Source organism: Bradyrhizobium sp. Y36, assembly GCF_002531575.1.
In the GTDB taxonomy this organism is placed as follows: Bacteria; Pseudomonadota; Alphaproteobacteria; order Rhizobiales; family Xanthobacteraceae; genus Bradyrhizobium.
Map to the genome: position 1 here is coordinate 1 of NZ_NWTI01000013.1, position 11,900 is coordinate 11,900.

Below are 11,900 nucleotides of genomic sequence, written 5' to 3' on the forward strand. Positions count from 1 at the left end.
ACCAGTTCCCCCACCAACTGGATTGAAGAAATAGTTGCTTCCAACCTGAACTAGACTCGTCGCGCCAAATGACTCGATCACGGTAGGGACCAATTGACTAATCAGCGCCGCACTCGTCACCGTGCCGTCGGCGAACTGGAAGCTTTCCACACCGGTGACGGTATCGGTCCCGTCAGGCCCGCCACTGCGCTGGTCGGCCACAGTGAACGTCTGCGTCGTGGAATTGTAGGACACGAGATAGCTGGCCCGGCTGCCCGAGTACACCGCAGTGTCGGTACCGGTGCCGCCGATGATGGTGTCGTTGCCCGCACCACCGGTGATCGTGTCGTTGCCGCCGCCGCCGTTCAGCGTATTGGCGATGGCGTTGCCGATGATGGTGTCGTTGCCGGATCCGCCGGTGGCGTTGTCGATGTAGGAGCGTGCATCGCCGTTGTAGAGATAGGCGTTGTAGACGTTGCCCGACGCGTAATGGCCGTCGCCGAGATACGCCAGCTGCACGGAGGAGAACACCGACGAGGCACCGGGATTGAGGTTGATGCTCAAATTCGTCGTGTAGTTCGAGAGGTCGTAGGTATCGACGCCGCCCCCGTCCCAGACCGTCCCGTAGATGCGGTTGGCCGAGCCGCCGACGCCGCCACCCGGCGCAAGCTGCCCGACGCCGTTGATGAACTCCTGTCCCGTGGTCGGATTCCAGGTGTAGACCGTGCTGGTGCTCTGGGTCGTGTAGTCCGCGCCGTACATGGTCTGGAGCGCGAGGATATCGTTGGCCATATAGGTCTGCGAATATCCGTACGCTTCGTTGGTGTAGCCGGACGTGGTCGAACCGCCGACATAGCTGCGATAGCTCATGACGGTGTATTCGCTGTCGTCATGCGCGCTCGGCACCGCGACGTTGGCGGGGCCGCCGGTCTCCTGGCTGTGCTTGAGGCCGACGGCATGGCCGAGCTCGTGCAGCGCCGTGGTGAAGTAGTAATTGCCGAGCTTGGCCAGCGAGAAATTGTATTGGGTGCCGAACCAGATGTCGCCGCCGGGGGCGTAGTTGCCGGGATAGTAGGCGTAGGCGGTCGGGCTTGCCGCCGGCGACTGCGCGATCATGATGTCGGCGCCGTTCGTGCCGGCGTACTGGATGTCGGCGTTGGTGTAACTGAGGATCAGCCCGATCGCGTAGTTGATCGCCGCCTGGATCTGCGTCGGCACCGCCGTGAAGCCGGACGTCGTCGGCTCGCCGTTGCCGCCGCTATATGTGGGGTAGTCGCTGGTTGCGTCTGGAAAACTGTAAGTGATCGTGCCAGACCATTTGGCACCGGACAGCAGGCCGTCGATCTCGGCGTTGTTGGTGGCACTGACGTTGACGGCGGTAGCCAATGGACTCTCCAGGACAGAGCATCGCGCGTGATTCGCTTCGATGGCACATGATTCTAGCTTGAGAGTTAAACGTTTGGTTTAAATGCGGCAGTGGCGTCCGCGCCCCTTCCATAAGGCCTTGTTAGGCATCAAATCCCGTAGTCATACGGGAGGAGAGCAAGGGCCTCTGTTCCCGCGGGACCCGTAATTTGCAGGGGTTTCATGCAACGGCGTTTGCTTCCGGCCGGCCTGTTCGGCGTTCTGGTCGCGCTCGCCGGACTGACCCAACACCCCTCCGGAGGACTGCCTGTCATGGTGGAAAAGGCCAAAGCGGACGACAGGGGCAAGGCGGGGCGCGCGCCCGCCATGCCGATGGCCCGCGACCCCGCCGTTGCGGTGGCGGAGGAATACGAGGCCGCCCTGAGCAAGGGAACGCGGGAAGCCCTCGAGCTCTTCATCGCCCGCCACGGCGACGATCCGCTGGCCGAAAAGGCGCGTGCCGAGCTGAAGCGCTTGTCGCGCTGATCGGTCGGGCACCGCATTAGGCAAGGTGTCAGACGTGGCATCAGACATGGCATTTCGGCAGGCGGGGCCGGCGCCGGCCCCGCTTGTCGGGTGACCTTTCGGCACTATGGTAGGCCCCGCAATCTGTCCCGGAGCCTCTCAAAATGCCCTTTCCGCATGCCTCGGAAGCCCTGTCGCGCTTCACTGTGCTCGATCTGACCCGTGTCCGCTCCGGCCCCACCTGCGTGCGGCAGCTGGCGGACTGGGGCGCCAATGTCGTCAAGATCGACGCGCTGACCGAGGATGCCGGCGGCGAGCAGCCGGGAGGGCCGCGGCGCGGTTCCGACTTCCAGAATTTGCACCGCAACAAACGCGCGATGACGCTGAACCTGAAGGACGAGCGCGGGCTCGCCGTGTTCAAGCGCCTCGTCGCCAAGGCCGACGTCGTGGTCGAGAATTTCCGGCCCGACGTGAAGAAGAAGCTCGGCATCGACTATGAGAGCCTCGCCAAGATCAACCCGCGCATCGTCTATGGCAGCATCTCCGGCTTCGGCCAGGACGGGCCCTATCACAAGCGGCCCGGCTTCGATCAGATCGCGCAGGGCATGGGCGGGCTGATGTCGATCACCGGCGCGCCGGGCCAAGGCCCGATGCGGGTCGGCATTCCCGTCGCCGACCTCACGGCCGGTCTGTTCTGTGCCATGGGCATCCTCACCGCACTGCTCGAGCGCGAGGTCTCGGGCAAGGGCCAATGGGTGCAGACCTCGCTGCTCCAGGCGCAAATTTTCATGCTCGACTTCCAGGCGGCCCGCTGGCTGATGGAAAAGGAGGTGGCGAAACAGGCCGGCAACAACCATCCGACCAGCATCCCGACCGGCGTGTTCAAGACCTCGGACGGCTACATCAACATCGCCACCACGGGCGGACGGATCTGGGAGCGCTGCGCACAGGCCATCGGCGCGCCGGAGCTTTACAGCCATCCCGACTATGCGACGGCCCCTGCCCGCTCCAAGAACCGCGATGCGCTCAACGCCGAGATCGAGAAGCGCACGGTGACAAAGTCGACCGAGACCTGGGTCCGCGAGCTCAACGACGCCGGCGTGCCCTGCGGGCCGATCTACGCCATCGACCAGATGTTCGAGGACGCGCAGGTCAGGCATCTCGGCATTGCCCAGGACGTGCCGAACGACGAGGGCCGGCATATCCAATTGGTCGGCCAGCCCGTGACGCTGTCGCGCACGCCAAGCAGGATGGTGGCGCGGCCGCCGGACTTCGGCGAGCAGACCGACGAGGTGCTGAAGGAGTTCGGCTTCGCTGCCGACGAGATCGGCAAGCTTAGGAACGCTAAGGTGGTGTGAATGCCGCACTAGAACTCAAGGCGAATCGGAATTCCCAAGGTGAAGACCTCAAATATCGAGGTACTCCGCAAGACATCTTTTCCGACGAATACGTCTCCTCTGCGGATCGTCTGCTCGAATCCTATTGAGGCGTGTTGCATCGTAAGAGGCCAGCGCCACGAAGCTGCCAAAGTTGCTCTGCCGCTACTCGGCCCCTTGCTTCTTTCAACGGCGAGCCAAGCGCCTTAAACAAAAAACAGGAGACGTCAAGCCGAATGGACCCTCCTCCTGGGTACTCACGCCGTCGTTTAGGTGCCAATTGTTTCGCGGACAGACGATTAGACCCCAACTAACTAGCTCGACCCTTGTCCTGATGACAACCGTTCCGTAGTCTGCCGATCAGATTTAAAGCGGAACATTTCTACGAAGTGAGTTCATGGGGTTACTACGACTACTTCTAGCGTTGGCGGTTATTGGTGATCACGCGAGGCCCCCGTTTGCTTGGCTTCACTTCACGGCCGGAACCATCGCGGTCGAAATGTTCTTTGTCGTTTCCGGTTTCTATATGCAGATGGTGCTGTCCCAGCGATATACCTCTGCAACCGCCTTCTATGTCAGTCGAGCAATTCGTATTTACCCCACTTACTGGATCATTGCAGGTTTCACTTTTTTAGCGCTTTGGCCAATCAACGGATTCCGTCACATTTCAAATCTCGGATGGCAACCAGCCATCCTAGTCTTCGCATCGAACCTCCTGATATTATTCCAAGACACGTTGTTATTCCTTGGCGTAGATCACGAGCGACTCTTCTTTACCGCCAATTTTCAATCAGCAGCCATCCTGCCATCCTCGTATCTGATTGTGCGCCCATCTTGGACCTTGGCGCTTGAGCTCTATTTCTACTTGTTCGCACCTTATTTGGCTCGAGTCCGCAGCTCTTTCTTGCTTACTCTTGCTCTGGCCCTGACGGCAGGCAGACTCGCCGCATACCACGCCGGATTGGATCATGATCCGTGGTTTTATCGCTTCTTCCCTTTCGAACTTCCTCTATTCCTGCTCGGAATGCTGAGCTATCGTCTGTTCGACGGAAACCGGGACTTTTATTTTTTGAGGTCTAAAGTCCTAGCACTAAGCGCGATCGTTGCGATGATCGCGCTCGGTCAGTACTTTGCATTGAGTTTGCCCGTCAAATACAGCTTTGTCGCGGCTGCGATATCCGCCCTAGTAGTGCCGATGGCATTTGCGGCCTTTAAGGACGTCAGCATCGATCGATTTGTGGGAGATCTTTCCTATCCAATCTACATCATTCATTTTCCCATCATCCAATTCATCAATAGCACCTATGCAATCGTAGTCGGACTAAGCTTCGCGGTGTCCTGCCTCATCGTCATTTGTCTCGATAGACCTTTAGATCGAATCCGCCATCGTCTCACGATGGTGACTCACAAATCGGAATATCGTTAGAGGGAGACCACCGAATTTACGGCAGTTAAGGCCAAACTTAGGACGGTCTGCTGGACCGGGCGCTATGATTGAACACAACGACGTTGGAAAGCTCCAGTGCCCTTATGAAATCTACCAGATCTAAAGGGTGCTTTTCATACGATATTTCCCGATCCACTCCGCGCAAAATCGGAGACGGGAGGTACCTTGCATTTGAGATTAGCCTCGACCCACGCTCAGCTTCCATTTTAGTCTAATTTCTCGGCTCCAGGGTCATAGCTCGGCCTGCTCTAGGGGTGGGGCAATCGATCGGGAGAGGCTAGCTAGTTGACATAAAATCTCAAGTAGTGCCCGCGGATGAGCTTCCGACTCGGGACTGGCTCCTGGTGAGCCGGAGCTCATTGGAGCAATAGTGAGACCAATAGAACACTACCGCGTGTTTGTTTGACCAAGCTCGATCTCCAGTCATGGAGCTTGCACTGCAATAGTCAGTCAGGTCTATGTGCTGGTGGCCGGTTAGGTGGCGGTTCGTTCAGATCTCGGGCCCAAGGAGCACCAGTTGCCACCCGTGCCCTCGAAGAGCCGTCTTCTGAACTCACGCAGGACGAGGTGAGGAGGGTAACTGCAACTGCAGCTACTCCGCCGAGCATTCTCAAAACTAGGTCCATTTGCGCGCGGCTCACACGAATGAAGCTTATCGATGCCAGTCACCGAAAGAATAGACATATTAATATAAGCGTGTACATTCGTCTAATCTCGGATTTACCGAATAGCCGTGTTCGAGCGGCATCCAAAGTGGATTCTTCCAAGCGTCTCGCAGGAAGGAGGCGCGGCTGCTCGGATTTACTTGGCGATGCAGTGTGGGACCTAGACCGTCACCAGCAGACGGTCTAACGTTTGAGTCAACCACGCTGGCCAGGAGTAGGCTTGTGTGCTGGGAGAGCAAAGCATGATGACAACCTTGCATACATGGTTGTTAGCGGTGTTATCCGCCCTAATGATCCTGAGCTGCTGTTTGATCGCGTTACAGGCCGATCGCGTCACTATGAGACTTCGGAAACGTCAATCGGAGGGCATGGAGCCACCATCAAAATTCCGGGCTCAGGCCCCACGCCGCTCACTGTTTTATGATTCCGTTAAGGAGAATCGTGCGGCTTTCTGAAGAGACGGGAGAAAGCATTATGAACCGAGAATTGAGGGAATTTTGGCGCCTAGAACGTGTGTGTATGGAAGAAGCGAACCTTGAGAGCTTAGAATTAGTAAAGTCTGCATATCTGAAGGTTGCTCACGACTGCCGCTCGGCCGCCGAGGCCATGGAATTGCAGCAGCTTGCACGACAGAGCTCTCTCCGTCGTTTGGCCGAGTTCATGAAGTTGCATTTTGCTCGTCCTGCGCGGCGCAAATCGTCGTAGCAACCCTCAACGATGGCGTGAGCACGTCGAGGCCCCTCCTACGTAGAAAATTCCGAAAGCGACAAAGCCCGGCATGAGGCCGGGCTTTGCTTCTTGTTTGACGCCTTGGTTGTTTCAGTATCTCGCGACCACCGGACCGCCGAACTGGTAGTTGATGCCGGCGCGCAGGATGTGATCGGTGAAGCGCGAAGACCCGGTCGCCGCGATTGCCGAAGCAGGCGCGAGCGTGAACGGACCGGAAGAGAAGCGGCCGAGGTCCATGTAGAGGTATTCGAGCTTGGCGCTCCAGTTCTGCGTGATCTTGCCTTCGACACCGGCGCCAACGGTCCAGCCGGCGCGCGTCGTCGAAGTCGAGCCGATCGAGGCGATTGCGACACCCGCGGGGGTGAAGCCGGTCATCGTGCCCGTGGTCTTGATCTCGCCGAACGCCAGGCCGCCGGTGCCGTAGAACAGCACTTTCGGGGTCGCCAGGATACCGACGCGACCACGCACCGTACCGAACCATTGCAGATGCTGGTCGATTGATATCGTCGTTCCCGCGGCTCCGCCGGCGGGAAGGAACGTCAGACCGGGAAGACAGGGACCGCCAGCAGGCGCGACGCCGCCGCAATTGTACAGCGCGCTGCCGCGCTCACCCGACCACTGCAGGTCGCCCTCGATGCCGTACACCCAGTTGGCGTTCTGCCAGTTGTAGCCGGCCTGACCACCGGCGATGCCGCCGTTCATGTCGAACGAAGCGCTGGTGATGGAGCCGGCCGGCGGCGCGATCACCGCACCGGTTGCCGTGTTGGTGTAGGTGACGTCCGTGCGCGAACGGCCCCAGCTGTATCCGGCATTGGCACCGACATACCAGCCGGTCCAGCTCCAGACCGGATCAACAATCGGCGCCTTGACATAGGGGCGCGCTGCGAGATCGGCAGCCAGTGCACTAGTCGCGAGCAGCGACATCGCCGCCGCCAGTCCAATCACGATCCGCTTCATGGAGATTCTCCCCTCCGCACGACTTTGTGATCGGAAACATACGCCAGCGGCTGCCCAAAGGCTGTGCCGCAGCGGCAACATCTGGAAACAATCGCGGCGTGTGCGGGCCCGGACTACAACGACATCTCCAGCTCTATGTCGTTGAATTACAACGACTTATGTTTTTGGCGACGTCACCTTAGTCCGCTGTGTCAATCCGACGCGGGCGAGCAGGCCGTCGATCACGGGCCAGAACAGCAGCACGATCGCGAGCGTCGTGATCGAGCCGACCAGGCCATTCGACCAGAACACCCCGAGGTTCCCACCGGAGCCGATCATCGACAGGCGGAAGGCATCCTCGGCGCGGTTGCCGAGCACGAGCGCCAGGGTGAACGGAGCTAAGGGAATGCCGATCTTCTTGAAGACGTAGCCGACCACGCCGAAGCCGAGCATCAGCCAGATGTCGAACATCGCGTTCTGGATCGCATAGGCGCCGATCGCGCAGGACACCACGATCATCGGCGCCACCGCCGCGAACGGCACGCGCAGGATCGAGGCGAAGATCGGCACGGTCGTCAGCACCAGCACGAGGCCGACAACATTGCCGAGATACATCGAGGCGATCAGGCCCCACACGAAGTCCTTGTGCTCGACGAACAGCAGCGGCCCCGGATTGAGCCCCCACACCATCAGCCCGCCGAGCAGGATCGCCGCAGTGCCGGAGCCGGGAATGCCGAGTGCCAGCATCGGCAAGAGCGCCGAGGTGCCGGAGGCATGCGCGGCCGTTTCAGGGGCGAACACGCCTTCGATGCGACCCTTGCCGAAGCTTTCAGGGTCCCCGGAAAAGCGCTTGGCGAGGTTGTAGCCCATGAAGGAGGCCGCGATCGCGCCGCCCGGGGTGATGCCGAGCCAACAGCCGATGAAGGAGGAACGCAGCAGCGTCGCCCAGTATTTCGGCAGGTCCTTCCAGACGCCGAGCACGACGCGCAGCGAGATGCTCGCGGCGTGACCGCGCAGCGCGAGGCGCTCCTCCATCGTCAGCAGGATCTCGCTGATGCCGAACAGGCCGATGACGGCGACCAGAAAGTTGATGCCGCGGAGCAGCTCGGCCGAGCCGAAGGTCATGCGCAGATTGCCCGACACCGTATCCATGCCGATGCCGGCCAGCAGCAGCCCCAGCGACATCGAGATGACGGTCTTGTGCTTGGCCTCGCGCCCGAGGCCGACGAACGAGCAGAAGGTGAGCAGATACACCGCGAAGAACTCGGGCGGGCCGAACTTCAGCGCGAAGGACGAGATCATCGGCGCCAGGAAGGTGATCAGCAGCACCGCGACCAGCGAGCCGATGAAGGAGGAGGTGAACGCCGCGGTCAGCGCTTCCGCCGCCCGGCCTTGCTGCGCCATCGGATAGCCGTCGAAGGTGGTCGCGACCGACCAGGCCTCGCCCGGGATGTTGAACAGGATCGAGGTGATCGCGCCGCCGAACAGCGCGCCCCAATAGATGCAGGACAGCATCACGATCGCCGAGGTCGGATCCATCGTGAAGGTCAGCGGCAACAGGATCGCAACGCCATTGGGGCCGCCGAGGCCCGGCAGCACGCCGACGAAGATGCCGAGCACGAGGCCGACGATCATCAGCGTGACCGTCTTCGCCGTCAGCAGGACGGCAAAGCCATGGAGCAGGAGACCGAAAGCTTCCATCGCCAATTCCGCCTAGCGACCGAAGGCCGCTTCGAGCGATCCCTTCGGCATGATGACGTCGAAGGCGACGTCGAAGGTGACGAACATGATCGCCGTGAACGCGAGCGCGGTGAGCAGCGATTTCCACAGCGCGATCTTGCCGACCACGCGCATGAAGCCTGCGATCAGCAGGAAGCTCGCGACATAGAGGCCGAGGAACTGCATCACTAGGCAGAACAGCAGGGTCGGCACGAACACCGCCAGCACGCGGCGGGCCTGTGCGCGCGTGACGAAGGTCTCGGACACGGTGCGACGAGCCAGCAGGGCCACGATCAGGCCATAGAGACTGCCGCCGCCGAGGATGACCGAGAGATAGAACGGGAAATAGCCGGGTTCGGGCCCGGTCGAATCCCACGACGCGCCGGTGCGCCAATTGTCGGTGCCGAACGTGACGGCCAGCGCGAGCAGCAGCAGACAGACGACGATCTCGACCGTGCCGGACGAGACCACGGCGGGCGAATCGTCTTCAGGCGCGGTCGGATCGTCGACGACGATTTCGAGATCGGTTTGGGACATGGGCCGTTAGGGACGGAGTGCGATCAATTCCCCCTCTCACCGCTTGCGGGAAGAGGGTTGGGGTGAGGGAGAGTTTCCACGGGGACGGTGAGAATTGGACTCGTGGAGAGTCCCCCTCACCCGGAAGATCTACTTCGCGACGAAGCCGGCTTCGGTCATCAGCGACTTGTTGATGGCATCGTCCTCCTCGAGGAACTGCACCATGTCCTTGCCGGTGAGGAAGATCGGCTTCAACGCCTGCTTCTCCATGTACTCCTTGTACTCCGCGGTCTGCGTCACCTTCTGGAACAGCTCGACATAGAACGCCTGCTGCTCGGGCGTGACCTTGCCGGGCAGAAACATCGCGCGCAGCATCAGATATTGCACGTCGACGCCCTCCTCCTTGCAGGTGGGGATGTCGGCCCAGGACTGCGTGTCCGTCACCTTGGTGGTGTAGGAGATGCGCTCCTTGTCGAACACGCAGAGCGGACGAACCTGGCCGGCGCGCCAGACCTCGAGGTTCTCGGAGGGGTTGTTGACGTTGGCCTCGGTGTGGTTGCCGACCAGCTGGGTCGCCGCCTCGCCGCCGGACTTGTAGGGCAGATAGGAGAACTTCGCGCCGGTCTTCTGCTCGAGGAAGACGGTCAGCACGTGGTCCTCGCGCTTGGAGCCGGTGCCGCCCATCTTGAACGGCGCGCTGGCCGCCTTCGCGGCCGCGACGAACTCCTTCACCGTCTTGGGGCCGGCGCTGTTGTCCCAGAGCACGAACTGGTCGAGCGCGATCACCGAGACCGGGGTCAGCTCGCGCCAGTTGAACGGGATCTTTGCCGACAGGGGCAGCATGTAGATCAGCGAATAGGCGATCAGCACCTTGTTCGGATCGCCCTCGCTGGACTTCATGTACATCAGCGCTTCCGCGCCCGAGGCGCCGCCCTTGAGCGAGACGACGATCGGCTGCTTCATCAGATTGTTCTTCTGGATCGCGGCCTGCATCATCCGCGCCATCTGATCCGAGGCCCCGCCCGCGCCGGCGGCCACCACGATCTCGACCGGCTTTGCCGGCTCCCAGCCGGCGAATGCCGGCGTGCCGCACAAAGCTGCGGTCAGCGCCATCGCGGCCTTCACTCCATGTCCCACGCGCGTCTTCCCTATGTTCTTGTTCGGATTGGAAATTCAGAGATGAATTCAGGTCCATTGTGCGGGTGAATGCAACTGAGTTCAAGCCATCCGACATCATCCTCGCTATGACTTTGGAATGAGATCTAAAACGAGACAAGCCTCGCGCAACTGAGTTAAAAACGACCCGCGGGCTTAGAAGCCCGGAAGGGAGTTAATGTCCTTGCCAAGGCAAGGTCACCATCCCTTCGAAAGCCGGTCGCCTCGACTAGATAGAATTTCGGAAAATGAAGAAGCTAAGAGTGACGAAGCGATGCCGCGCTTACTCTACATCAACGAAAAGTTTGGTCACGACGCAACGATCATCTTGGAGAGCGGAGATGCTTGTTGGATCTCCGTCGGTAAGAGGGGCGTCTTGGTACGCTCTCACAAGCCCAGCTTCTGGGGCGGATTGCTAGGAAGCCTCTTTGGTCCGAAGCTTTACCAAGAGCGGAATATCTACCAGGCACTCTGCGTCGCTCAGGCTCTCGCGGACACGTTTCGGCCGGTTCCACAAATCAAATGCAAGGACATGATGCTGAGGGCATTTTGCACCGCTGTCTGGCAGTGCTCTTCACCTGAACGTGTTAAGATCGTCCTGAATGACCCGGAATTGCTCGCGGCCTAGATTGTTACAATCTCAAGCTCATTTTGCTTCCACACCACGCTTGCAATTTTTTGATCTGACCATATTCGTGACAGTATGAATACGCGTAGAAAAGTAAGCTTAGACCTCGACCACGAGCGGCGGAGAACGCGGTGGAAAGTCCAGTGGGGAGTTCCCGCCCGTGCCGCGGGCGGCACCGCAAGGGCGGCCGCCCTGTCAAGTGACGAGCGACGGGAGATTGCTCGGAAGGCAGCCAAGGCGCGTTGGGCGAGGAACTTGCCGCAGGCAACGCATCAAGGCGCCCTACAGTTTGGAGACTTCGAAATCGAGGTTGCCGTCCTGGACAACGGGCAGCGGGTGGTTACTCAAGGAGGCTTTATGGCCGGCCTTGGTCGCATTCGGCCACCCGCAGCACGGCAATACTACAGGAACGGCACCAATCTCCCCGCCTTCTTGACAGCACAAAATCTTAAGCCGTTTGTCGATGAAGATCTCTTGGAGATAGCTAGTCAGATCGAGTTCCGCACCAAACACGGCGTTAAGATATTTGGTTACTCGCCGAACTTTCTGCAAAAGGTCTGTGATGTCTTTGCGCGCGCCCAAAATGCTGGCGTCTTAAAAGCCACTCAGCGGACGACCGCCAGCCGCACTCAAATTATCGCCGAGCAATTCGAACGCTCATGCACGAAGCGTCTCATAGATGAAGCGACGAGTTACCGAGAAGCTCCCGAGACACTGACTCGGCGGCGTCCTTATCGGCGAGAAGCATGAATATGAGGCTCTTCCACACGTTCGTTCTGCGGCATCGATCTAGGAGTGGGCTATCGGCCGAGCTATAGCGGGATTGGGCGAACCGGAAACTTGAGGTACTGCTGCCGTGATAAGTACCACGCATGAGCTTC

9 protein-coding genes are annotated in these 11,900 nt (G+C 60.0%); 4 read left to right on the top strand and 5 right to left on the bottom strand.

The genetic code is table 11. From position 1 onward, the window contains the following. Positions 1–1,365: M10 family metallopeptidase (locus CO669_RS20935; RefSeq protein ID WP_198964154.1), on the bottom strand; the 1,365-nt coding region annotated here is incomplete at its 3' end. A gap of 201 nt (positions 1,366–1,566) precedes the next feature. Between CO669_RS20935 and CO669_RS20940 the strand changes: the two genes are divergently transcribed. The 3 genes from CO669_RS20940 to CO669_RS20950 all read left to right on the top strand — a co-directional run bounded on the left by CO669_RS20940 (position 1,567) and on the right by CO669_RS20950 (position 4,650). Beyond that, positions 1,567–1,869 carry a hypothetical protein gene (locus tag CO669_RS20940; RefSeq protein ID WP_097661842.1) on the top strand — a complete coding sequence of 101 codons (303 nt, stop codon included), beginning with the start codon at positions 1,567–1,569 and terminating at the stop codon, positions 1,867–1,869. Positions 1,870–2,012: 143 nt separating this feature from the next. Next, positions 2,013–3,206, top strand: coding sequence for a CaiB/BaiF CoA transferase family protein (locus CO669_RS20945; RefSeq protein WP_097661843.1), 1,194 nt, complete (start codon positions 2,013–2,015; stop codon positions 3,204–3,206). Between the two features lie 415 nt (positions 3,207–3,621). Continuing rightward, positions 3,622–4,650: an acyltransferase family protein gene (locus CO669_RS20950; RefSeq protein ID WP_097661844.1), complete on the top strand. Its 1,029-nt coding sequence runs from the start codon at positions 3,622–3,624 to the stop codon at positions 4,648–4,650. 1,505 nt (positions 4,651–6,155) lie between these two features. On the opposite strand, the gene CO669_RS20955 is transcribed toward CO669_RS20950, so the two are convergent. The 4 genes from CO669_RS20955 to CO669_RS20970 all read right to left on the bottom strand — a co-directional run bounded on the left by CO669_RS20955 (position 6,156) and on the right by CO669_RS20970 (position 10,349). Further along, positions 6,156–7,022: an outer membrane protein gene (locus CO669_RS20955; RefSeq protein ID WP_097661845.1), complete on the bottom strand. Its 867-nt coding sequence runs from the start codon at positions 7,020–7,022 to the stop codon at positions 6,156–6,158. 156 nt (positions 7,023–7,178) lie between these two features. Next, a complete protein-coding gene (locus CO669_RS20960) occupies positions 7,179–8,702 on the bottom strand; it encodes a tripartite tricarboxylate transporter permease (protein ID WP_097661846.1) in 1,524 nt (507 codons plus the stop codon). 12 nt (positions 8,703–8,714) lie between these two features. Next, positions 8,715–9,257 (bottom strand): tripartite tricarboxylate transporter TctB family protein, encoded by a 543-nt coding sequence (locus CO669_RS20965; protein WP_097661847.1) that lies wholly within the window; start codon positions 9,255–9,257, stop codon positions 8,715–8,717. A gap of 129 nt (positions 9,258–9,386) precedes the next feature. Continuing rightward, positions 9,387–10,349 carry a Bug family tripartite tricarboxylate transporter substrate binding protein gene (locus CO669_RS20970; protein ID WP_198964176.1) on the bottom strand — a complete coding sequence of 321 codons (963 nt, stop codon included), beginning with the start codon at positions 10,347–10,349 and terminating at the stop codon, positions 9,387–9,389. Between the two features lie 925 nt (positions 10,350–11,274). Between CO669_RS20970 and CO669_RS35330 the strand changes: the two genes are divergently transcribed. Next, positions 11,275–11,769: a hypothetical protein gene (locus CO669_RS35330; RefSeq protein ID WP_143278701.1), complete on the top strand. Its 495-nt coding sequence runs from the start codon at positions 11,275–11,277 to the stop codon at positions 11,767–11,769. The last annotated feature ends 131 nt before the right edge of the window (positions 11,770–11,900 follow it).

Excerpts from the sequence above, each read along its gene's own strand:
- CO669_RS20955 (WP_097661845.1), bottom strand. The coding sequence starts at position 7,022 with ATGAAGCGGATCGTGATTGGACTGGCGGCGGCGATGTCGCTGCTCGCG.
- CO669_RS20945 (WP_097661843.1), top strand. The coding sequence starts at position 2,013 with ATGCCCTTTCCGCATGCCTCGGAAGCCCTGTCGCGCTTCACTGTGCTC.
- CO669_RS20965 (WP_097661847.1), bottom strand. The coding sequence starts at position 9,257 with ATGTCCCAAACCGATCTCGAAATCGTCGTCGACGATCCGACCGCGCCT.
- CO669_RS20940 (WP_097661842.1), top strand. The coding sequence starts at position 1,567 with ATGCAACGGCGTTTGCTTCCGGCCGGCCTGTTCGGCGTTCTGGTCGCG.
- CO669_RS20950 (WP_097661844.1), top strand. The coding sequence starts at position 3,622 with ATGGGGTTACTACGACTACTTCTAGCGTTGGCGGTTATTGGTGATCAC.
- CO669_RS20970 (WP_198964176.1), bottom strand. The coding sequence starts at position 10,349 with ATGGCGCTGACCGCAGCTTTGTGCGGCACGCCGGCATTCGCCGGCTGG.
- CO669_RS20960 (WP_097661846.1), bottom strand. The coding sequence starts at position 8,702 with ATGGAAGCTTTCGGTCTCCTGCTCCATGGCTTTGCCGTCCTGCTGACG.